The sequence below is a fragment of the Pannonibacter sp. Q-1 genome (assembly GCF_054073275.1).
The window spans coordinates 153976-176698 of the sequence record NZ_JBSXNB010000003.1 but is presented as its reverse complement, the minus strand read 5'-3'; the positions used below and the strand labels follow the sequence as shown (position 1 = coordinate 176698).

The following is a 22723-nucleotide window of genomic DNA, read 5'->3' as shown; positions in this document are numbered from 1 at the left end:
GTCACTCCGGCAGGAAGGAGCGGTCGACGATGGTTTCCGGGTCGAGGGCTGCCGGATCAAGGCCCTGGGCTTCGGCAACCCGGCTCCAGGTGGCGGCAAGCCTGTCCTTGTCGAAGGCGCCGAGGCCGTATTTGTCCGTGTTGCTGTTGAAGGCAAGCTTTGAGGCATCGAGCCAGGAGCCCTTGACGTCCTCAGCCGTCAGTTCCGGCACAACCGCGGCAACGGCTTCTGCCGCCTTGTCCGGGTTGTCATGGGCAAAGATCAGCGACTTCTGAAAGGCTGCCAGGAACCGCTTCGCCACATCGGGCCGCTCGGCAAGGAAGGCATCCGAGGCAACGAGTGAGGCAGAGTAGAGCTCAAGCCCGGCATCGGCCCAGGGCAGGATGACAAGCTCCTTGCCCGCTTCCTTCGCCTGTCCGGTGTAGCGTGACACATCCGTCAGCCAGGCGATGATGGCATCGGCCTGCCCGGTCATCAGCAGCGGGCCGAGGGCGCCGGGATCGGCCTTGGTGAGGGTGATATCATCTTCCGACATGCCGTTTTCCTTCAGCACCAGCGGCAGGAACACGTTGGAAGAGGTGAAGGGCGAGGTGGCGACCGATTTGCCTTTTACATCCGTGATCGAGGTGATGCCGGAGCCTTGCAGCGTGTAGAAGGCATGAGGGCCGGTGTTGAAGACGTTCATCACGGCCGTCACGGGCACCTTTTCCGTGGCCCGTGCGGCCATCAGCGCTTCGATGCCGGCGCTGCCGATGTCGGAGGTGCCGGTCGCCAGCTTGGTGATGGCTTCGGACGAGCCGCGTCCCGGCTCAAGGGTGACTTCCAGACCTGCGTCCTTGCAGAAGCCTTCATGGATGCAGACATAGATGGGGGCCTTGTCGCCGCCCGGCAGCCAGTCCAGCTGATAGGTCACCTTGTCGAGCGCCAGTGCCGCGCCGGACAGGCTGATGCCGGCGAGGAAGGTGCCTGTCAGCATAGCGGAGGCCTTAAGGCCGCAGGCGATGGAAAGGCGGGAAAGTCCTGTCTTGCGCTGTGTCATCGTTCCGTCCTTTTGCTGCGTCCAGGGAGGCTGGCGCGCGTTGCCTGTTCCTCAGAGGGTGCTGTGTCACCAGAAACCCGTTTCACCAGAAATCTTTGTGGGCCTCGGCAATCTCGTCTTCGAGTTCGGGGAAGGGGCCTTCGACTGTCACGGTTCTCTGGCCTGCGGCCAGCACATGGCGGCAGGGCAGCGACATGGTGAGGTTCTCCGGGTTGCTGCCGGTCAGTTCGCCAAGCCGGGCTTCCGACATGCCGTAAACCAGCCGGCCGATGCCCGCCCAGTAGACGCCGCCTGCGCACATGCTGCAGGGTTCCACCGAGGTGTAGAGCGTGCAGGCGGCCAGGAATTCCGGTTCATAGGACCGGGCGGCAGCGCGGGCGACATTGAGTTCGGCATGGCCGGTGCCGCGATCCTCCAGATAGGTGTTGCCGCTCGTCAGCAGCACCGCGCCATCTGCCGAGGCAAGCAGGGCGCCGAAGGGATGATTGCCGGCCTTGCGTGCCTCGCCCGCGATCCTGATGGTTTCCCGCAGCAGAAGAATGTCATCGCCAGCCACTGTCATCCGCCTTGCGTCCGTGTTTTTCCTGATGATGGAGGGAGCGTAGCGGCTTGACCGGTGTTAAAAAAAGAACAAAGAATTTTGCATCGTGGAACAAAAAACTTTCCACGGGTTCGTCAGGCAGGCGCCATGTCCGCATTCTCGCGCGAGATCAGATCCTTCATCGTGGTGTCCCAGTCGGATTCCATCCGCGCGGCCGCCGAGCGGCTGAATATTTCAGCTCCCGCGCTGGGCCGGCAGATGCTGATACTTGAGCGCAGCTATGGCGCGCCGCTGCTGGTGCGCAGCACGAGCGGGGTTGCTCTCACGGCCGCAGGCGAGGAATTGCGCAATCAAGCTCTGCGCTGGATGGAGGCGGACACCAACTTCAGCCAGCGTCTTCAGCAGACCAAGCTGGCAATGGACCTGCGCTTGCGCATGGGGGTGATGGAAGGGCTGGTTCCCACACTCGTGCATCCGCTCATGGACCGTCTGGAGGCGGTTTTCGGTGTGGTGGAACTGGAACTGACGGTCGGCACGACGCGGGACATCATCGACAGGGCCGAGGCGCTGGATCTGGATCTGATCGTCGCCTTCAACATGCCCCGGCTGTCCCGCCTCGCCGTGGTGCAGAGCGAGGAATACCATCTGGGCGTCGTCTATGCCCCCGGCTCCGGCCCGGAAGGGGAGGGGCCAGTTTCCCTGGCCGAGGCGCTGCAACGGCCGCTGTGCCTGCCCAGTGCCGCGCTGTCCATGCATACCCGGCTCTTGGCCGAAATCCTGAGCGTGCGCGTCAATCCGCGCGTCAGGTTCAACAGCAATTCCATCGGGGCGCTGCTGAACATGCTCCGGCGCGGCAAGGGGATCGGCTTTCTCACCTGGATCGACGTCTGCGCCGATGTCGAAGCCGGCAACCTTGTCTTCCGCCCGCTCGCCAGCCGCCGCCTGACCGAAACCCTCAGCATTACCATCTGCCGCGGCAACAGCCTTGGCGATGCGACCGGTCCAGTCCTCGCCGAAATCAGCGCCCTTCTGGCCAGCCTAGGAAAGTGAGGGCGGACAACCCCGCATTTTTTCTTCTCCCATGCCGTAATGGCAAGCTTCACAAGGGCTTCGGCCTGTCTTACGGTTGCATGGCACCTTCGAGGGCAGGAGGGGTGCGGATGTGCCAACCGGGGTCTTCAGTTTGCCGCAGCTTGATCTTCTGACCGCCAATGACCGCCCGGGGCATCACCCCTCGTCCTGGTACGCCGCAACCGCGAGCCGGAGGAGCGAGCATCCGGTGCTGCAAGGCTCCGTTCAGGCCGATGTGGTGGTGATCGGCGCAGGCTTTACCGGGCTTTCGGCGGCGCTGTCGCTGGCGCAGTCCGGCCATTCGGTGGTGGTGCTGGAGGCGAACCGCATCGGCTGGGGCGCTTCGGGGCGCAATGGCGGGCAGGTTGGTTCGGGCCAACGGCTCGATCAGATCACGCTGGAGGACATGCTCGGCAAGTCCGATGCCCGGCTGCTGTGGGATCTGGCCGAGGAATCCAAGGCCGTGGTGCAGGACCTGATCCGCGACCATGCGATTGACTGCGACTACCGGCCAGGCATCCTCTATGTGGACCACCGCCCTGACATTGCCCGTGACCATGCGGACTATGCCCGGCATCTGGAACAGGTCTACGGCTATGAGGGCAACGAGGTGCTGGGGCGCGATGCGGTGCGCCAGCGGCTGGCGAGCCCGCTCTATCACGGCGGCATCCTTGACCGTGGGGCAGGGCACCTGCACCCGCTGAATTTCGCGCTGGGCATCGGCGCGGCGGCGGTAGCCGCCGGGGCGCAGATCTTCGAGCGCACAAGGGTGACCGGTTACACAGCCAGCCCCTCCCGCGTTGTGGTGAAGACGGAAGCGGGCGAGGTGACCGCCAGCCACATGGTGCTCGCCTGCAACGGCTATCTCGGCCGGCTGGAGCCGAAGGTGTCGGCCCGTGTCATGCCGATCAACAACTACATCATCGCCACGGAGCCGCTGGGGGCAGAGCGGGCGCAATCGCTGATCCGCGACGGCGTTGCGGTGGCGGACAGCAAGTTCGTCATCAATTATTTCCGCATGAGCGCCGATCACCGGCTGCTGTTCGGCGGCGGCGAGAATTACGGCTACCGTTTCCCCTCCGACATTGCCGCCTTCGTGCGCAAGCCTATGGCCAAGGTGTTTCCGCAGCTGGCGGACATCGGCATTGATTTCGGCTGGGGCGGCACGCTGGCGATCACGCCCAAGCGCATGCCCTTCTTCGCAAGGCTTTCGCCCAATGTGATCACCGCCTCGGGCTATTCCGGCCACGGGGTGGCGATGGCCTGCCTTGCCGGTCGGCTGATCGGTGAGGCCGTCAGCGGGCAGACGGGCCGCTTCGAGGTGTTCGAGCGGATCAAGGTGCCTTCCTTCCCCGGCGGCTCGCGCTTCCGCTTCCCGCTGCTGGTGCTGGCGATGACCTGGTTTTCCCTGCGCGACCGGCTGGGCTTCTGAACCATGCAGGCAGACGGCGGCGGACCCACCGGCAGTTACTGGGAAGACAGCGCTGCCGGTGCCGCCCCGTATGATCATGCAGATCCGGAGCTGGAAGAGGCACTGGCGGTGGATGTGGCCATCATCGGTGCGGGCTTCACCGGGCTTAACGCGGCCTTGCGGGCGCAGGCGCTGGGCGCTTCCACCGTGGTGCTGGACCGCCATCACGTGGGCTTCGGCGCCTCGGGCCGCAACGGCGGCTTCTGTTGCCTTGGCGGCTCCAAGCGCTCGCCCGAAGACATGGTGGAAAGCTATGGCGGGCGGGAGGCCGAGCGTTTCTCCCACATGCAGCGCGAGGCGATTGATCATGTTGCAGCGCTGCTGGACACGCATTCCATCCATGCGGACCGTTCGGGCAGCGGCGAGGTGGTTCTGGCGCACAAGCGCTCTGCCCTGAAGGCGCTGGAGGAGGAGGGCGCCTTCGTCAATGCCCGCTTCGGCCTCGGCACGCAGATGCTGGATGAAACGGCACTGGAGGCGAGAGGCCTGAGGGCGTCGGGCACATATGGCGGGCTGTTCTATCCTCACGGCTTCGGCCTTCATCCGTTGAAATATGTGCGCGGCCTTGCAAGGGCGCTGCGTGCGGCGGGCCAGCCCATCTTTGCCCGCTCGCCGGTGACGGATATCCGGCCGGAGCTGGGCCGCTGGCGGCTGGATACGCCGAAGGGCACCGTCCATGCCCGCCGCGTGATCCTCGCCAGCAACGGCTATACGGACGAGAGCCTGCTGCCCTGGCTGGAAGGGCGTCTGCTGCCGGTGCTGTCCAATGTCATGGTCACCCGGCCGCTGACGGCTGTGGAGATGGTGACACAGGGCTGGACCAGCCCCGTGATGGCCTCCGATGCCCGCACGCTGCTGCATTATTTCCGCCTGCTGCCGGACGGGCGGATGCTGTTCGGCATGCGCGGCGGCATTTTCGGCACGGCTGGGGAAGAGGCGCGGCTGCGCCTTGCCATCCGTGAGGGCTTCGACCGGCTGTTCCCGGCGCTTGCCCATGTGGAGGCAACGCATCACTGGTCCGGGCGGGTGTGCCTGGCGCTGGATCTCAATCCCTATATCGGCCCCATACCGGCCATGCCCGGCGTCTTTGCAGCGCTCGCCTATCACGGCAACGGCGTGGCCATGGGCTCCTATGCCGGGTCGCTGGCGGCGGAACTGGCGCTGGAGGCCCGCTCCCCCTGGCAACTGCCGCTGCCGGTCCGCACGCCCCTGCGCCGTTTCCCGCTGCCCGCCCTGCGCCGCCACTACCTGCAGATGGCCTACTGGTGGTACGGGCTGAAGGACCGCTGGGGGTGAAGGGAGAGCAGGTCTATAGGGAAGGCCTGTTCACCAACCGCCATTGCCCCGGCCCGCTGCATGGCGTAAAAGGGCGGCCAGTTTCGATCAATTGTCGATCAGATTCCCGGCACAATTCCAAAACGGAGATGCGAGGCCCCATGGCGCGCCAGTTCATCTATCACATGCATGGCCTCAACAAGGCCTATAATGGCAAGAAGGTGCTCGACAACATTCACCTGTCGTTCTACCCGGATGCCAAGATCGGTATTCTCGGCCCCAACGGCGCCGGTAAGTCGACCCTGCTCAAGATCATGGCCGGCCTCGACAAGGACTATACCGGTGAGGCCTGGGCCGCGGAAGGCGCCAAGGTCGGCTATCTGCCGCAGGAGCCGAAGCTCGACGAGGGCAAGACCGTCCTGGAAAACGTGATGGAAGGCGTCGCCCACAAGCAGGCGATCGTCGACCGTTACAACGAGCTGATGATGAACTACTCGGACGAGACCGCCGAGGAAGGCGCGAAGCTGCAGGACATCATCGACGCGGAAGACCTGTGGAACCTTGAGAGCAAGGTCGAGATGGCGATGGAAGCCCTGCGCTGCCCGCCCTCCGACAGCCCGGTGGACAATCTTTCGGGCGGTGAGCGCCGCCGCGTGGCCCTGTGCAAGCTGCTCTTGAGCGAGCCGGACCTGCTGCTGCTCGACGAACCGACCAACCATCTGGACGCTGAAACCGTCCACTGGCTGGAGCGGCACCTGCGCGAGTTCAAGGGCTCCGTGCTGATCATCACCCACGACCGCTACTTCCTCGACAACGTCACCGGCTGGATTCTCGAGCTGGACCGCGGCCAGGGCATCCCCTACGAGGGCAACTACTCCGCCTATCTGGAGAAGAAGACCAAGCGCATGGAGCAGGAAGGCCGCGAGAACATGGCCCGCTCCAAGGCGATTGCGCGTGAACGCGAGTGGATGGGCATGTCGCCGAAGGGCCGCCAGACCAAGTCCAAGGCGCGTATCCGCGCTTATGAGGATCTGGTGGCGGCGCAGGAAGGCCGTATGCCGACCATCGAGCAGATCCTCATTCCGGTGGGCGAGCGCCTTGGCGCCAACGTCATCGAGCTGAAGAACGTCTCCAAGGGCTTCGGCGACCGTCTGCTCATCGAGGACCTGTCCTTCAAGTTGCCGCGCGGCGGCATCGTCGGCATCATCGGGCCGAACGGCGCGGGCAAGACCACCCTGTTCAAGATGCTCACCGGCCATGAAACGCCGGACAGCGGCGAGGTCATCATCGGCGAGACCGTGCATCTGGGCTATGTGGACCAGTCGCGCGACAAGCTGGACCCGAACAAGACGGTCTGGGAAGAAATCTCCGACGGCAACGAGATCATTTATCTCGATGGCAAGGAAATCAACTCCCGCGCCTATTGCTCGTCCTTCAACTTCAAGGGCCCGGCTCAGCAGGCCAAGGTGGGCGACCTCTCCGGCGGTCAGCGCAACCGCGTGCACCTCGCCAAGGTGCTGAAGCAGGGCGCCAACGTTCTGCTGCTTGACGAGCCGACCAACGACCTCGACACCGAGACGCTGGCCGCCCTCGAAGACGCGCTGGAAAACTACGCCGGTTGCGCCGTGGTCATCTCGCACGACCGCATGTTCCTCGACCGCCTTGCCACCCACATGCTCGCCTTTGAAGGCAACAGCCATGTGGAATGGTTCGAGGGCAACTTCGAGGACTACGAGAAGGACAAGGTCCGCCGCCTCGGCGCCCACGCCGCCGACCCGAGCCGCATCAAGTACAAGCCGCTGACGCGCTAAGACTTCGGCAGCCTCGAGCTGCGGTTTTGCAAAAAGGAAAATCCCCGGGCCGGTGGCCCGGGGATTTTTGTTTTGGGGGCTTTGAGTGTGAAGCATGTCCAAAATTATGGACGTGAAAAGCCCTTGCGGCCAGAATTTTGGACAATGAGTGACTTTGCCGCTTGATCCTCTTTTTGGGGTTGCAAGGTTGTGCTCATGCAAGGTTATGATTGCTGAGAACACTTCAAGCTCGTGCATTGGATCGCTCCATGGAACTCGTTACAGCCGCCAGTCAGCCTGCTCTAAAAGTCAAAGAACCAGTTGTTGCACTCCTGAAGGCGGCTGCAGAGGCCGCATTTTGTAGTGCGGCGGGTGTGATCTCGAACCTAATCGATGCTGCTGCAGCAATGGGGCGTCAGGAGCAAACGGGGGCGCAGGCGGCACATTGTTTCTGGAAGGCGGTTCTCGCGTATGCGGTCATGGATGTGATCGGCAGGTACAAGATTGCCGACTTTAGATCTGAAAGCTGGAACACAAACCTCATCGCTGCGCAGTTTGGTCCTGTGATGGAAGGAGACGTTGCTTTCAGTGAAAACTGTCTTCGGGAGCCGACCAGTTTTTCACCCTACCAAGACCTCCGCAGAATGTTCCGGGACATGATCAAGGTGATCAGCCCTCAGAGTGATTTTGCTCCAGGTGAGTTGGAGCGCCAACTTGATGTCAGCCTCCAGGAAGGGATTGGAAAGGTTTGGATATCGGATAAGTCAACTGCCTTCAGGGAATACGCCAACAGTGTTTTGGAGGGCCCCGTTGCGGAAGGAGTTCGTCAACGGCTCGCATGGCAACGCCATTACAGTTGGATTGATCACAAGCTCAGCAAAAAACCTCTCTTCGGTCAAGAAGAGACGGGGGTTACGCTAAGGGATGTTTATGTCCCGCTTCGGTCGAATTTTCATACTGAAGTGCCCGATGATGCTGAAGAAGGCGAGACAGCGCCTGTCAGTCGTCATGGTATTATCGAAAAGCGCATGCGGCGTATCGCCAACATTGGATTGCTCGAAGAAACAGTGAAAACGTGGCTTTCCAGTCTGTCCGCGAAGAAGAGTAACGCAGCCCCGGCGGATACCATGAGGCTTGTTGCTGGCCCTCCAGGCTGTGGAAAGTCGGTCTTTTCCAGAGTTCTAGCCTATGATGTTGCAATGGCTGGTGAATTCCAAGTTGCGTATGCCGAATTACAGCATATGCGATTTAAAGATGACTTTAGAGACCGCATTCGTGATTACTTCAAGCTAAACGCCGAAGGCGCAGGTTTGGGTGGTGATCTGTTCGATATGATAGATTTTGATGGTGCCAAGCCTGTTTTATTTGTTTTTGATGGTCTTGATGAAATATCGCATAGTGATGATGCGGCTAGGGACGTATCAAGGAGATTCATTCGCAATGTCAAAGACTTGCTTCGTGATGTGAACCGAAATGGCTTCAAGGCTGCAGCCATTGTCCTTGGCCGTTCCGTATCCGTAACCGAAGCTATGGCCGAGGCGGAAATTGACCTCCCAGCCCTTCTGCACGTCATGCCGCTAAAGAAGCTGGATAAAGCCTGCTTGGATCTTGATGCTCGACGCTCAGGGGAACTGCGTGAATGGTATGAATATAACGATCCTGAGCATTTGATGAACAATGATGATAGATATAATTATTGGAGCAGAAGCCTGACGGCCTTTTGTCTTTCAGATAGTACAGATAATTCTGTTCTGGAAATTGAGGCTCTTGAGGATTTGACGTCAGAGCCATTGCTTTTTTATCTGCTCATTCTTTCTGGTTATGCTGATAAGAATGTTGGCGAGGCGGCTCTAAATCGAAATCTGATCTATCGTCAGATTTTCCTCAAGGTTCACGAGAGGGATAAGAAAAAAGAACATGCGGCGAGCCGCAATCTAAACAAGGATGACTTCCTTCATCTTATGGAATGTTTGGGTCTGTCGATCTGGCAAGGCGGTGGTCGGACTGGGTCGAAGCAGAACTATGAGAACTATCGTAAGTTTCATAGTTACGGTAAAAAGAAGGAATTTGAAGAGAAATCTTTCGCAAGCTTGGCGAATGTTACGTCACAATTTTATACAAGGGCTGTGGGGGATACTGATCAAGGATTCGAATTTGTTCATAAGAGCTTTGGTGAGTACCTGACTGGTTGCGCATTACTACGTGCTGGTTGGGAGCTCAGCTCGAAATACGAAGATTCTGAAGAATTTTGCCCAAAGTGGCTCGATTTGTTTTGCGCGCAGCCGGTAACGCCAGAAATTCTTGGCTTTCTAAAAGATGAGTGTCGGTTGCAAAATGTTCCAAGGGTGACGAAACTCAAGGAAAATCTGACGCAGCATATGAACTGGGTTCTTTTGCATGGGTTTCCTGCCCATAAGAAAGATAACACTATTTCTTGGGCTAAGGCTGAGGTGTGGCAGAGAAATGCAGCCGGAGCACTACTCGCCGTCTTGAATGCTCTGGCTCAGAGCTTGTCTAGTCGTCCAGAGGCTGAGGAAAATACGGAAGGCTCAGTCTTCGATTCTGATAGATTGCACGTTATCCAACTTGCATGGCCTGATCAGATCGCTCCCCGACGTTTCATTGAAATGTTACATATTTCGCATGATCGATCTACGGCTCATCATCTTATTATGTCACATATTGATTTCTCTTTTTTAGATGAGGTGGGTTCTCTTTTTGAATCTCTTAACTTGCCTCGTGTAAATTTTAGCGCTTCAGATCTTAGCTATGCTGTATTTTTTCGGTCAGACTTGATGCTCGCCAATATGAGTCGATCCTCTTTGAGGTTTTCTGACCTTAGTAAGGCTAATTTATTGAAGGCTGATCTTTGTATGTCTGATTTTAGTGAGGCTGTAATGTTTGATGCTGATTTGAGTGCTGCAGATTTGAATAGATCGAACCTTAATAAAACTTATTTATCACTAGCAAATCTGAGATCTGCCTGCCTGCTGGAGGCGAATTTGACCCAAGCGTCTTTATCCCATGCAGATCTCACCATGGCTAATCTGCATGGCGCCAAGTTTACAGGAGCAGATTTTGACGGGGCGACGCTTGATGGGGCTCTCCTCGTCGACGCAGACCTGTCTGAAAGCCAAAATGTTACTCAAGATCAGATCAAATCGGCTTTTGGAGATACGACAACCCTTTTGCCTGCTGATCTCAAAAGGCCATCGCACTGGCCTGACCGTATTCTGAAGCCAAGCGAAATTTACAAAGAGTGGAATGCATGGCGTGCGACCATGTCGAGTGAGTAGCAAAGGCCTGCTACTGTGGATCCTGTCCCTGGCCGCCGGCTTCCGCCGCTGCAAGCCCTGCATGGGCGCCGGCGGCAGCGCTGGCGATCTGGGCCGGAGTGGGGGCGGGCAGCAGGTTGCCGCCTGCATCGGCGACGCGGACGGTGACTTCCCGGTGCGCAAAGCGGATGCCGTTTTTCTCGAACAGATCCTGCAGTCCGGCATAGACCACCTTGCGCAGCTCAAACTGCTTGCCGGGTTTTGACATGAACTTCACCCGCGCAATCATGGCGCTGTCCTCCATGGAGAGGATGCCCTGCGACTTCAGCGGATCGAGGAACATCGGCCCGTAATAGGGATCATCCAGCAGGTCCTGGCCGAATTTCTTGATGATCTTGCGCATCTTCTCGGTGTCCGTGTCATAGGTGACGCGGAAGGCGAGCTTCATGATGGCCCAGTCGCGCGAATAATTCTGCACGTGCTTGATTTCGCCGAAGGGCACGGTCGTCAGCGCGCCGCGGTGGTGGCGCAGCTGCATGGAGCGGATGGAGATTTTCTCGACCGTGCCCTTGGCGCTGCCGATGTCGATATACTCGCCTTTGCGGAAGGCGTCATCGATCAGATAGAAGGCGCCGGAGAAGATGTCGCGGATCAGTGTCTGCGCGCCAAAGCCGATGGCAAGGCCGACGACACCGGCACCGGCAAAGAGCGGGGCAATGTCGATGCCGAGCTGCGACAGGATCAGCATGCCGGAGATCACCACGATGGTGATCAGCAGGAAATTGCGGAAGATCGGCAGCAGGGTGGAGAGGCGGCTGTCGCCGTGCCCGCCAATCTCCGTTTCTCCGGGCGCGCGGGTGGATGCATCCGGGCGCTGGAGGTCCCGCCGCACCGCCTGCGCAACGGCGATTTCCACCGCCTGATAGGCCATGTAGCCAAGGAAGCCGACGATGGCCACTTCCACAAGATTGCCGAGGATGGAGCTTTGGTCGTGGATCGAGATGCCCCAGACCTTGAGCAGCAGCCAGGCGGAAAAGACGAGGGTGAGGATGGCCGCGCCATGGTCGAAAAGCGCGCGGTAGGGGGCGCGGGCGGCCTCTGCCTCCAGCGCTTCGGCTTCGGCCTGCGAGGCATTGGCGGTGGTGTCGGGGGCTTCTCCGGCCGCTGTCTCGGCGCGGGCAAGGTCATCCATCAGCACGGCCTTGGCCCTGCGCGTGTCGAGGCGCGGCAGCAGCCGGTCGATCAGCAGCATCAGCACCGCCTGCAGCAGCAGCGCCGCCACCAGCACCAGCACAGGCGCACTGACAAGGCCGGTGGCAAAAGGCCGGTCGAGAAGGATGCGGAAGCTGGCCGTGCCGAAGGCGAAGAGAAAATACAGGATCGCTACCACGTGCCAGATGGTGGCGATGAAGTGGAGGGCAGTGTGCACTGCGCTTTCGTCTTCTGCGCCCCCCATGATGGCATTGGCGACGCTCTTGCGCCAGACAATGGCAATGGTGGAGAGAATGCAGGTCGACAGGGCGGCAGAGAAGACAAGCGCTACCTTGTGCGCACTGGCCTCCAGCCCGAGGGCGCGCATCCAGATGGAGAGCGAGATGACGAAGGCCGAGAGGCCGAGCCCGGTGACCAGCGCCGTGTTGAGCCTTGCGGCGGACTGATCGTCAAAGGCCAGCATGCGGCAGGAGGGGGTGTCCGGCGCAATGATGTTGAACAGGATCAGCCGGATCAGGCTCCAGGCGGTGAAGCCCAGAATGCCGGTCTGCACGGTCACCCGGGAGGCATGCAGATCCTCATGCAGCAGCACGGCCACCAGCCAGGCTGTGATCAGGAAAACGGCCAGTTCCAGCAGCATCACCGTGCCGCGCCCGAGCAGGAAAGCGACCTTGCCCGCGCGGGTTTCGGGCGCCGGGGGAAAGCGGTGAAGATAGACCGCCTCTGCCCAGCGGCGGAACAGGGCCTGCACGGCTAAGCCCGCAACCAGCGCTGCTGCCAATAGGGCAAAGGCGGACCAGAGCCAGCCCAGCGAGCCATCCGGCGACATGGCGCGGAGCGTTGCCGCCATTTTTCCCGGCAGGGTGGGCAGTTCTGCGGCCAGCTGCTGCAGCGCGCCGCGCAGCTGGAAACTCTCCTGCATCGCGTCATTCATGGCGATGGCTGCCGCGCTGCTGCCTGTTGCCGTGTCTTGGGCCGAGGCGGGGCCTGAAGCTGCGGCGCCGGTGAGGGCGGCAGCCAGGCTCAGGCACAGGATCATGCTGGAGAAGCGGTGCGCTGCCGCTGTCAACCCGTGTCCAACTTTGCCCGCAAACGCCATCATTCCACGCCCCCAGTCCCTACAGGCTGCCCCAGCATGCCGTTGGGGACGCATGGTAATGCCAGAGTGTTTACGTCTGCTGTCTTTTTGAAGGCCTGCCGCAGCCGAGGGCTGCTGCTGCGGCAGGCGGTGTCTCAACTTGTGGGCTTGGCGGGTGCTATGGCTCCCGGCACCCATTGCAGGTTGGCTGGCCAGCTGTAGACGGTCTTGCTGTCATTCCAGCTGCCGGCGGTATTCAGGCAGCCGCCTGTTTCGATCTTGCCGTTCTTCACCCAGATGTAAGCGCCGGGGCCGGCGCCGGTGAACTGCATCTGTGTCCACTCCGTCAGGTCCGGCAGGAAGCCGCCGTAGGCGCCTCCCGGGCTTCCCGCCGTGTTGGCGGAAGGCTCATAGACCCAGTTACCGATGCGGATTGGCCCCAGCGCGCCGCTGCCTGACCCGATGCCGAACTGGTAGGTGCCGCTGGAGGGCTGATTGCTGCCGCCGCCCGGATTGTCCGTGTAGCCATAGGCCATGCTGTCGGCGAGGACCGAGACGGTCACCGGCTGGGCCGGATCTGCCTGGATGAGCACCTTCAGATTGCTGTCCGCGTAAGGATAACCATAGGAATTGGTGCCGTTGTGGATCGCCTGCGCATAGAGGTTGCCATTCCCGCCGGCGAAAGGCGTCTGGCCCGGAAACTGGCTGGAGTTGTTGGGCCCGGCGGTGGTGAAATAGCCCTCGTTGAAGCCGATCATCAGGTTGCGGAACACCGAGTTGCTGATGATCTGGGAGGCGGGCTGGCCCGATGGATCATTCGTTGCGGTGCGGTTCTGCGGCACGACGCGGCCATTGAAGATGATGGTGCCGCCATCGCAGCGGTAGATGATCGAACTGCTGAGGTTGATCGCCGTCAGCTCGAATGTGTCGCCCTGGTCGCCCTTCAGGGAGAGGATCACGCCGGTTTTCGGATCGGCTGCCTGGAAGTTGCCGGTAAAGGTCTCGGGAGAACCGCCGGGCGGGGTGTCGGAGATGATCGTAACGGGGGCATTCGCCTTGACGAGGCTCACCACGTAGGGGGTCATGTCGGGATATGCTGAGGGTATGATGGTGGGCCCGATCACCAGCTGCTGACCGGAAACCGTGGTGATCACTGCGCCCTGTCCATGTTTCGTCAGAACCGAATTCTTCATGGTGTTGATGAGGGTAGGGGTCATCGGGTCCTTGTAGCCGAGCGAGAAGCTGCCCCCTCCGGCCTCCGTGCCCGCAATGGCGAGCGGCAGGCCGAGCAGATCCACATTCGACATGTTGATCCAGAGGTTGTCTCCCGCCGTCAGGCAGCTGAACTCTATCCAGCCGTAATAGATGCCGCCGGTCGGGGTGGGCGGATTGGGGAACGGGCCGAGCCCCGCATAGAGCCGTCCGGATTTGATGGTGGTGAAGCTGATGGCGGCGTTCGTGATCTGCGACAGGGACGTAACCGCGCCAAGCGTGATGCCGGTCAGACCTGTGACGTCCTCGCCGGTCAGCAGGATGTAGATATCCTCGTCTGCGGCCGTTGGCTTCCCGCGCAGATTGACGAGATTCAGGGTGACGCTGCTGGTGCTCATTCGGATCTCCTTGGAGGGTCTGTTCCTCCTCCGGCAGGACGCAATGCGGCCGAGATTGTGCGCCTTCGCCGTGCAATTTGCGTGATACTCACTTCACGCCAATTCATTGGCCGCTCCCGCCTGCATGCGCTAATTATCCGGCCTTGGGTGAAGCCGGAAAACTTGAGGGGCAAGGCGTCATGAGTGTGGAGACAGGTGAGGCCGGGCATGCGGCGCTTGAGGACAGGCTGGCGCGGCTGCAGCGCGTTCCTGCGCGCAAGATTTCCGGCAAGACGGCCGAAGTGCTGCGAACGGCGAAGAAGTCAGATTTTGCGACGGAGACCTGCGCGGCGCTGGATCTTGGCTTTGACGGCATCGAAGGCGACCGGCATGGCGGACGCACCCGGCGCTCGGGCGGGCGCGAGCCCTGGTATTCCCGCGGCACGGTGATGGTGAACGAGCGTCAGCTCTCCATCCTGTCGGTGGAGGAACTGGCGCTGATTGCCTCGCGGATGGAACTGGACGCGCTGCCCGCCGGCTGGATCGGCGGCAATGTGGTGACGCAAGGCATCCCCAGCCTCAGCCTGCTGCCGCCGCGCACCCGGCTCGTGTTTGAGAGCGGGGCTGTTTTGCGGGTGGATGGCTACAATTCACCCTGCCGGGCGGCTGGCCGGAAGATTGCGGAGCATGTGCCGGAGCGCGAAGGGCTCGATCTGCTGTTCCCGAAGACCGCGCAATATCTGCGCGGCCTTGTCGCTTTCGTCGAACTGCCGGGGCGCGTCCTGCCGGGCGATGCCATTACGGCGCATCTGCCGGAGCACTGGATCTATCCGGGCTGATTGGGGGGAAGGGGTTACTCCCCTTTCTCCAGGTGCTCGAAGCGCAGGCCGATGGCACTGCCTTGCGGGAAGCCTTCCCAGTAGGTGTGGTCCGCGTTGGGCTTGCCATCCGCATTCATCGACCAGACGCCATCCTCCGCATAGGGCAGGAGCTTGAGGTATTTGCCCTCGTCCGTCTTGCTCTTGAGGTTGATGTTGAGGAAGGCGGTGGTGAAGTGCTGGAGGATGTTGTTCATCCGCACGCTGTCCCACACCGGATCGGCATAATGCTGGAACGGCGGGAAGCCGATGGCCTCGCTGAAGGCGTAGCTTTCTGCCGGAGCGGGCATGGGGGCGGCGGCATTGTGGCCCGCATTGACGAAGGTCAGCAGATAGCGGTCGGCGCCCTTGGCTTCCTGCCAGATCTTGCGGATGCCGTCGCTGTAGCCGGAAATCTCGTCCTGATTGCCGCCCACGATCAGCGCCGGAACCCGCAAGCCGCCAAGACCGTCGGCATTCATGGCATTGGATTTGCGCGCCCAGGGGCCGACGGAGACAATGGCCTTGAGGCGCGGATCGACCAGCGCTTCATGGCTCTCGCTTCCGGCGAGATGGCGCTCAAGGAACGCGCCCTTGCCATCAGCCCATGAAGCCTCGCGGGCAAAATCGGCAAGGCCCGCGCCGCCGGAAATCAGCGTGCCGTAACCGCCCATGGAATAGCCGATGAGGCCGGTCCGTTCGGTGGACAGAAGCCCCTCCAGCGGGCCGCCCGGCGTCTTGCCCAGCTCATCCATGGCATTGAGCACAAACATCTGGTCCAGCGGACGGTTGACCAGTGTCGAGATGAAAGCGGCCCTGTTGTCATAGGTGGATTCGGTGTGGTCGATGGAGGCAACGACAAAGCCCTTGCTGGCAAGGTTCTCCGCCAGCGGGCTCATCAGGAAGCGGTTGCCCGGATAGCCGTGGGAGATGATGACCAGCGGATAGGGCGCGCCGCTCAGGTCCGGTTCGGCGGCGCGCGAGGCGCGGCCGCTGAGTTCGATCATCGTGCTGCCGTCCCGCATCATCGCCTTGAGCGGGGTGGGCTTTGCATCGGCGGCAGCCGGATAGAACACCTCGACCGTCAGCGGTCTGTCATAGAGGACAGGCTCCTTGCCAGGCTCCGAGTTCAGCACATCGATCTGACCCGGATTGGTCAGCTCGATGGTCGTCACGCCAACCCCATAGCTTCCATAGGCCGCAAGCACGGGGGCATCGGGGCGGATGGTGTCTATTCTGTTTTCGGCCATTGCAGATCCAGGGGGGACAGCGAGGGAGAGAAGCAGCGGGGCCACTGCCAGCAAGTGCCTGATTTTCATGATGACCTCGAAGGAAATGCAAGCGTGAAAGTGTTCCGGATGCAACTTGTGCCGGGATAGTGCGGCCTCATTGTGCCCGTCCTGTGGCAACGAAAAGGCCGGGCCACGGGGACCCGGCCTTTTCAGCCAGAACGCTTGTTCTGTCCGTCAGGCGGCGCGGACGCCGCTGAGGAAACTTTCCACCTCGGTGCGAAGCGCCAGCGCGTCGCGCGTCACCGCTGCTGCGGCCTGTTCCACACTGGTGGCGGCGCCGCGGGTTTCGCTGGCCGCGTGGGAGACTTCTAGGATGTTGTCCGTCACATCCTGCGTCCCGCGCGAGGCCTGCTCGACGTTGCGGGCGATTTCGCTGGTGGCAGCACCCTGTTCCTCGACGGATGCCGAGATGGCGGCCGCAATGTGGTTCATCTCTTCCACCGTCTTGCCGATGGATTGCACCGCGTCCACGGCCACCCGCGTTTCCGACTGGATGGCCGAAATCTGCGTGGTGATTTCCTCGGTTGCCTTGGATGTCTGCGAGGCCAGTTCCTTCACCTCGGCCGCCACCACGGCAAAGCCCCGGCCTGCTTCGCCCGCACGCGCCGCCTCGATGGTGGCGTTCAGGGCAAGGAGGTTGGTCTGCTCGGCGATGGCGCGGATGAGGTCCACCACTTCGCCAATCTTGTTGGCTGCGTTGGCAAGGCCCTGGATCTGGCCGTCCGTGCGCCGGGCCTCGTCCACCGCCTGCATGGCGATCTGCGAGGAACGGGAAACCTGGGACGCAATTTCGGAGATGGAAGAACTCAGCTCTTCCGTTGCGGAGGCAACCGTCTGCACATTGGCGGCGGCCTGCTGCGCCGCCGAGGCAACGGCGGTCGAGCTGGAGTTGGTGCCTTCGGCAATGCGGGCCATGTTGCGGGCGCTGCCTTCCATGCCGGAGGCGGACTGGGTAACCGCCTGCAGAAGCGCTGCGGCACTCGCATCGAAGCTGCGGGTCAGTTCCTCGATATGCAGGGCACGCGCCTCGCGCTGGGTCTGTTCGGCCGCCTGAGACTGGGCCAGATCACGGGCGCGGATCATCGTGTCACGGAAGATTTCCGTGGCCTCTGCCATATGGCCGATCTCGTCCTTGCGGCCGGTGCCGGGGATGGTGACGGTCATGTTGCCGTCGGCCAGCTGCCGCGTCACGCTGGTGATGGCCTCCAGCGGGCGGGTGATGCTGTTGGAGAGCACGAATGTGCCTGCGGCAATCGCCAGGATCAGCGGCACCATCCACATCAGCATCGTGAAGAGTTCCGAATAGAAGGCGGCGCTGATGTCGTCGATGTAGAGTGCGGACGTGATGGCCCACTGCCACGGGTCATAATTCATGGTGTAGGCAAGCTTGGGAGCTGCCACCGTCTCATTCAGGCGCGGAAACAGGAATTCGGAGAAGCCGCCGCCCTTGCGCCCGGCTTCGATCTCGCCCTGGACAAAGAGATTGCCGGCAGGGTCCTTGGAGTTCCACAGGTTCTTGCCTTCGACGGATGCGCTCGGATGCGCCAGAATGAGGCCCTGATTGGCCGGGCTGGCATCGATGGCGAGGAAATAGTCATTGCCGTTGAAGCGCATGGTGCGCAGCACGGCCTTCGCGTTGGCCTGGGCCGTCTCAAGCGGCACACCGGCTGCCTTGGCTTCCTCGGCAATGGCCTTCACGACGCTCTGTGCCGTCTCCACCTGTGAGCGGATCAGATCGCGCCGGTCTTCGAGCATCGTGCTGCGCAGTGAAAAAATCTGTATTAGCCCGGTCAGCAAAACGGCACTGAGTGCCATCAGCGACAAAACGAGCATCTTCTGCTTGATCGTCATTCGTCCGCCCCTCGCGTGAAAGTGTTACGGATCAAAACATCAGAATCTTTACATGAAATTAATTGGAAGCTTTGCCGAGGTTTGGAGTTTTGTTTTTAAAGTTTGAAAAATACGCAGAGTTATTTTTGTTTCTGGCGCTTTCTTTGAAGTATTTAGATTGATTTGAGTGAGGGGTAGGCTGCATTCTTTTTATTTGCATGCAAACGAAAAAGATCACCGTCAGTCCTGTTGACGTGTCTCTCCATGAGCTGCGCGGACGGATGCCGCTGCGTCTGGAAAAATACCGATGATGGCGGCTTCTGGCAGTTCCATGTCTTGGAGCTGTGCTTGCCTTGCGGGTTATGCGCAAGTTGTTCTGTGGCTCTCTTCTGTGCCGAGGCTCTGGCCCGGCGTGAAGAATCCCTGTTAGATCGGCGTCCGGAATGCGTCAAAGGGCGCGCCGGACTGTCCGGATTCTGCCGGTGCAGCGGAGATAACAGACAAAGGGGACTGATTTGCTGCCGATCCATCACATGATTTCCGGCGGGCCGCGTCCCGTGGCGCCGTTCTCCCATGCCGTCGAGGCCGATGGCTGGGTGTTTATCACCGGGCAGATGCCGACAGATCCGGCTGCCCCGGATGCGCCGCTGCCGGAGGGGATTGCCGCCCAGACGGCACGGGTGATGGAGAACCTGAAGCTGGTTCTGGCGGGTGTGGGGCTCGGGCTGGAGCATGTGACCATGGCCCGCGTCTATCTGACGGACTTCCACCGCGACTATGCGCTGATGAACGAGACCTACAGCAGTTATTTCGCGCCGGGCAAGCTGCCCGCACGCACCTGCATCGGCGTAACCGGTCTTGCCGTTCATGCGCTGGTGGAAATCGATCTCGTTGCGCGGCGGCCGTGAAGCGTCAGTGCCCGGGCATCTGATATGAGGCGGGGCTCAGTCCCCGTCTGCTTCGGTGATGCGCAGGCCGGAGCCCCAGTCTGCGAGCTGGTCATTGATATCATCCAGCACGAAATGCCGGGCCGAATCCCGGTCGTAGCCTTCGGCAAGCAGGGCGTCATATTCGGTGGCGGTGTGGCGGATGTGGGAGGTCAGGGCCTGCTGCACGGCAATGGATGGCGGCAGGTGGCGCAGATGTCCGGCCATGGCACCGAACAGAACGGCCTGTGCATCAAACAAGGGAATGCGCGGGGCCAGCTGGCGCAGCGCCTTGCGCATGTCTTTCTGTCGGCGCGTGCCTCCGGTCCGGGGCACCGCAGGTTCGGTTTCATCCGGCACCGGCCGTGTCTCCTGATCCTCAGTTCAGAGGCAGGGATACCACACCTTGCCGGGCTGCGGGCTGATGATAGTCCGCGTGTTCCAGCCATGCGGCTGCTTCTCTGGCGGGCATGGGCCGGGCGATCAGGTAGCCCTGGATATACCGGCAGCCAAGGCTGTGCAGCCGGTCGCGCTGGGCTTCGGTCTCGATGCCTTCCACCACACAATCTAAGGACATGGAGCGGCACAGGGCAATGATCGACGAGACGATGCCGTGGCCGCTCGGGTCATTGATGCCTGAAACGAAACTCTTGTCGATCTTCACCCGGTCGATCGGCAGCCGGTGCAGATAGCCAAGGCTCGAATAGCCGGTGCCGAAATCATCGAGAGCCAGCCTTGCGCCTGTCTGGCGCAGCAGGCGCATGGACTGCTCGGCGCTCTCGTAGCTGCGCATCACCGCCGTTTCCGTGATCTCGAATATCAGCCGGTGCGGCTGGATGCTGCTGCGCCCCAGCAGGGCGAGCAAGGTGAGCACCGTTTCCTTGCTGGTGATGTCGTGGGCCGACAGGTTGAAGGACAGGGAGAGATGCGGCGGCAATTGGCTCATCGCCGCCAGCGCCTTGCCAAAAAGCGAGATGGTGAGGCGCCGCATCAGGCCGGAGCGCTCCGCCTGCGGGATGAACTGATCCGGCGGGACCTGACCGAGAAGGGGGCTGTGCCAGCGGGCAAGCGCTTCAAAACCGGTGATGCTGCCTTTCTGCAGGTCGAGGATCGGCTGCAGATAGACCTCGAATTCCTCTTCAAGATCTGCGCCTTGCAGGGCGCTCTCGATTGCCCGGTCAGAGCGGATCTGTCTTTCATGTTCCACGGAATAAAGCGTCGCCTGACCGCGCCGTCCGGTCTTGGAGTTGTAAAGCGCGTAGTCAGAACGGTCGAACAGTTCGTGGACCGTGCGCCCGGCATCCGGGAAAACCGCGAGGCCGCAGGAGCAGCCAATCCGGACAAAAATTCCCTCAATTTCATAAGGGGTTGCGATGATGTCGCAGATCGATTGGCCAAGCGCCTCCAGATCCTCAGCCGGAGCCTCGATGATCATGCCGAACTCGTCGCCGCCGAGGCGGCTGATCTGAAGCCGGGTGCTGCTGCTGACCAGTCCCTTCAGCCGGTCACCCGCTTCTGCCAGCAGAAGGTCGCCAAAATGGTGGCCATAGGTGTCGTTCACCGGCTTGAACCGGTCAAGGTCAAGGACGCCGACAGCAAAGCTGGTGTGCGTTGAGGAGGCGTCCTGGATGCGTTTTTGCAGGGCAGAAAAGAAATGGCGGCGGTTCGGCAGGCCGGTGAGCACATCCGTATGGGCGAGGATGGCGTTTTCCTCGCTCAGCCGCTCGGTCTCCTGCTGCTTCTGCGCCAGTGCCCGCTGCGCCTGGATCACGTTCGTGAAGGCCTTGTGGCCATTGAACAGCACCTGGATCAGCACAAGGCTGACGAGGAAAATATTCATCGAGATGGCGTGAAAGACCGTCAGATCAAGGCGGCTGTAGTAGACAATGTAGGGCACTGTCACCAGCGCCATCACCAGAAGCGCAGCCTGAGGCAGGTTCATCAGGCAGAAGATGCAGCCGACCACCGTGATGGCGATGAAGAGGGCGACATGCCCGCGCTCCAGCGGTCCGCCATAGCTGTCGAGCGCCAGCGACCAGGTCACATATGCAAGCGCCAGAACGCCGCTCAGAAAGAGGGTCCGGCGCAGCTGGTAAAGGGCTTCCTCTGGAGACACGGCATCAGCAGACCGGCGCAGCCAGGCCACGGCCCGCACTGAACAGATGATGAAAAGCGGCAGGAGCAGCCAGATCGTCAGATAGTCCGGGGCCAGACCGTAATGTGTAAAAGACACGGCGCCCGCGTTGACCATCAGCAAGGCATAGAGAAGCGGCACCTGCCGGCGCAGTTCCCTGAACTGTGCCAGAAGGATTTCCGGTTGCTGGCCTGACAAAGTCATCCAGTCAAGAAATCGGCGCATCGTTGTCACTCTTCGAACTCTCCTCTTCTACAGAGTATGAGGTCAAAGTAATAACCTGCATTTAACATGCCCTAGCGTTTTTTGCGATGATCTCGCAAGGGTACATTCATCTCCGGTGGCGGCATTTCTTTAGAATTGTTGAGTTCCACCGTGATCTTTCCATCGCCGGAAAAGAAGGGGCAGGCTTCGTTGCTGCCGGTTTTCTTCGCGCTGCAGCAATTCGCGAACTCTCTGGGGAAGTGCAATGTCATCAAGGAGTTCGGGGGGCAAGTCACGCAGTTGCGGGTGGCACCCACGCCTGCCGGCTGGACGCGTGATGTGCCTTGCAGCAAAAACGGCAAGGGTGCTGGCAAACTGGAAAGCGCGATCGAGGAACATGGCTGACCCTATAAAGAAAGTTTTTTCTTTCTAAATTAGATTCCGGAATATGAAAAGTAAAATCTTTTTATATGACCGATCCCGTGCTATGTTCAGCCCATGTCAGACAGAACCCGCACCCGTATTCTCAACGCCCTGAAGGCTGGCGGCCCGCAGACTGCGGCGGAACTCGCCGCATCGCTCTCCGTCACGCCTGTTGCCGTGCGCCAGCATCTGGACGGGCTGCTGCAGGAGGAACTGGTTGACTTCGAGGACATGAAGGGGGCCGTCGGTCGTCCGCGCCGCGTCTGGGCGCTGAGTGCTGCCGGCCATGCCCGTTTTCCGGACAACCATTCGGCCCTGATCCTGTCGCTGCTCTCCGGCCTGCGGGAGCTTTACGGCGCGCAAGGGGTAGAGGACCTGATTGCCTTCCGCGAGAAGGAAATGCAGGCGAGTTACGAAAAGGAACTGGCTGGAGCTTCAGCGCTGTCCGACCGGTTGTCCTGTCTTGCGGATCTGCGCAACCGGGAGGGCTATATGGCCGAAGTCGAGCGGGACGCGGACGGCAGCTGGCTCTTTATCGAGAACCACTGTTCCATCTGCGCGGCGGCGTCCGTTTGTCAGGGGCTTTGCCGGTCGGAACTGTCGCTTTTTGCCAGTGTCCTCGGGCCGCAGGCCGAAATCGAGCGCTGCGAGCATCTGCTGTCCGGCGGACGGCGCTGTGTCTACCGCATTCGCGAGCGGGCTGCTGCCTGAGGGAG

Annotated in this window: 17 protein-coding genes; 9 read left to right on the top strand and 8 right to left on the bottom strand. The window is 60.9% G+C overall.

Annotated elements, in window-relative coordinates; translation table 11 throughout:
- Position 1: 1 nt before the first annotated feature.
- Positions 2 to 976 carry an ABC transporter substrate-binding protein gene (locus ACVNHC_RS08710; RefSeq protein WP_457167366.1) on the bottom strand — a complete coding sequence of 325 codons (975 nt, stop codon included), beginning with the start codon at positions 974 to 976 and terminating at the stop codon, positions 2 to 4.
- A 145-nt stretch (positions 977 to 1121) separates the two neighbouring features.
- Positions 1122 to 1601 (bottom strand): nucleoside deaminase, encoded by a 480-nt coding sequence (locus ACVNHC_RS08705; RefSeq protein WP_457167005.1) that lies wholly within the window; start codon positions 1599 to 1601, stop codon positions 1122 to 1124.
- 126 nt (positions 1602 to 1727) lie between these two features.
- On the opposite strand from ACVNHC_RS08705, the gene ACVNHC_RS08700 reads away from it, so the two are divergent.
- The 5 genes from ACVNHC_RS08700 (at position 1728) to ACVNHC_RS08680 (ending at position 10483) form a co-directional block, all read left to right on the top strand.
- On the top strand, positions 1728 to 2630 hold the full coding sequence (locus ACVNHC_RS08700; protein WP_457167004.1) for a LysR family transcriptional regulator: 903 nt from the start codon (positions 1728 to 1730) through the stop codon (positions 2628 to 2630).
- Positions 2631 to 2763: 133 nt separating this feature from the next.
- Positions 2764 to 4083, top strand: coding sequence for an NAD(P)/FAD-dependent oxidoreductase (locus ACVNHC_RS08695; protein ID WP_457167365.1), 1320 nt, complete (start codon positions 2764 to 2766; stop codon positions 4081 to 4083).
- A 3-nt stretch (positions 4084 to 4086) separates the two neighbouring features.
- Positions 4087 to 5418 (top strand): NAD(P)/FAD-dependent oxidoreductase, encoded by a 1332-nt coding sequence (locus tag ACVNHC_RS08690; RefSeq protein ID WP_457167003.1) that lies wholly within the window; start codon positions 4087 to 4089, stop codon positions 5416 to 5418.
- A 140-nt stretch (positions 5419 to 5558) separates the two neighbouring features.
- A complete protein-coding gene (ettA, locus tag ACVNHC_RS08685; protein ID WP_457167002.1) occupies positions 5559 to 7208 on the top strand; it encodes an energy-dependent translational throttle protein EttA in 1650 nt (549 codons plus the stop codon).
- Positions 7209 to 7456: 248 nt separating this feature from the next.
- Positions 7457 to 10483: a pentapeptide repeat-containing protein gene (locus ACVNHC_RS08680; RefSeq protein ID WP_457167001.1), complete on the top strand. Its 3027-nt coding sequence runs from the start codon at positions 7457 to 7459 to the stop codon at positions 10481 to 10483.
- Positions 10484 to 10493: 10 nt separating this feature from the next.
- On the opposite strand, the gene ACVNHC_RS08675 is transcribed toward ACVNHC_RS08680, so the two are convergent.
- Together ACVNHC_RS08675 and ACVNHC_RS08670 are read right to left on the bottom strand one after the other, a co-directional pair.
- Entirely contained in the window at positions 10494 to 12743 is a 2250-nt protein-coding gene (locus ACVNHC_RS08675) for a mechanosensitive ion channel family protein (protein WP_457167000.1), read from the bottom strand.
- 164 nt (positions 12744 to 12907) lie between these two features.
- A complete protein-coding gene (locus ACVNHC_RS08670; RefSeq protein WP_457166999.1) occupies positions 12908 to 14362 on the bottom strand; it encodes a hypothetical protein in 1455 nt (484 codons plus the stop codon).
- Positions 14363 to 14541: 179 nt separating this feature from the next.
- On the opposite strand from ACVNHC_RS08670, the gene ACVNHC_RS08665 reads away from it, so the two are divergent.
- Positions 14542 to 15180: an MOSC domain-containing protein gene (locus ACVNHC_RS08665; RefSeq protein ID WP_457166998.1), complete on the top strand. Its 639-nt coding sequence runs from the start codon at positions 14542 to 14544 to the stop codon at positions 15178 to 15180.
- Between the two features lie 14 nt (positions 15181 to 15194).
- Here ACVNHC_RS08665 and ACVNHC_RS08660 read toward each other — a convergent pair whose 3' ends face one another.
- Positions 15195 to 16448 carry an alpha/beta hydrolase family protein gene (locus ACVNHC_RS08660; RefSeq protein ID WP_457166997.1) on the bottom strand — a complete coding sequence of 418 codons (1254 nt, stop codon included), beginning with the start codon at positions 16446 to 16448 and terminating at the stop codon, positions 15195 to 15197.
- Between the two features lie 216 nt (positions 16449 to 16664).
- The gene (locus tag ACVNHC_RS08655; RefSeq protein WP_058899322.1) at positions 16665 to 18341 is read right to left on the bottom strand and encodes a methyl-accepting chemotaxis protein; all 1677 of its coding nucleotides are present in this window, start codon (positions 18339 to 18341) and stop codon (positions 16665 to 16667) included.
- A gap of 512 nt (positions 18342 to 18853) precedes the next feature.
- Between ACVNHC_RS08655 and ACVNHC_RS08650 the strand changes: the two genes are divergently transcribed.
- Positions 18854 to 19228: a RidA family protein gene (locus ACVNHC_RS08650; protein WP_050474299.1), complete on the top strand. Its 375-nt coding sequence runs from the start codon at positions 18854 to 18856 to the stop codon at positions 19226 to 19228.
- Between the two features lie 36 nt (positions 19229 to 19264).
- Here ACVNHC_RS08650 and ACVNHC_RS08645 read toward each other — a convergent pair whose 3' ends face one another.
- Positions 19265 to 19546, bottom strand: a complete 282-nt coding sequence (locus ACVNHC_RS08645) for a DUF2293 domain-containing protein (protein ID WP_457166996.1) — start codon at positions 19544 to 19546, stop codon at positions 19265 to 19267.
- 79 nt (positions 19547 to 19625) lie between these two features.
- On the bottom strand, positions 19626 to 21605 hold the full coding sequence (locus ACVNHC_RS08640) for a putative bifunctional diguanylate cyclase/phosphodiesterase (protein WP_457166995.1): 1980 nt from the start codon (positions 21603 to 21605) through the stop codon (positions 19626 to 19628).
- A gap of 150 nt (positions 21606 to 21755) precedes the next feature.
- Between ACVNHC_RS08640 and ACVNHC_RS08635 the strand changes: the two genes are divergently transcribed.
- Both ACVNHC_RS08635 and ACVNHC_RS08630 read left to right on the top strand, forming a co-directional pair.
- Positions 21756 to 21989, top strand: coding sequence for a hypothetical protein (locus tag ACVNHC_RS08635; RefSeq protein ID WP_457166994.1), 234 nt, complete (start codon positions 21756 to 21758; stop codon positions 21987 to 21989).
- Between the two features lie 93 nt (positions 21990 to 22082).
- Positions 22083 to 22718: a helix-turn-helix transcriptional regulator gene (locus ACVNHC_RS08630; RefSeq protein ID WP_457166993.1), complete on the top strand. Its 636-nt coding sequence runs from the start codon at positions 22083 to 22085 to the stop codon at positions 22716 to 22718.
- The last annotated feature ends 5 nt before the right edge of the window (positions 22719 to 22723 follow it).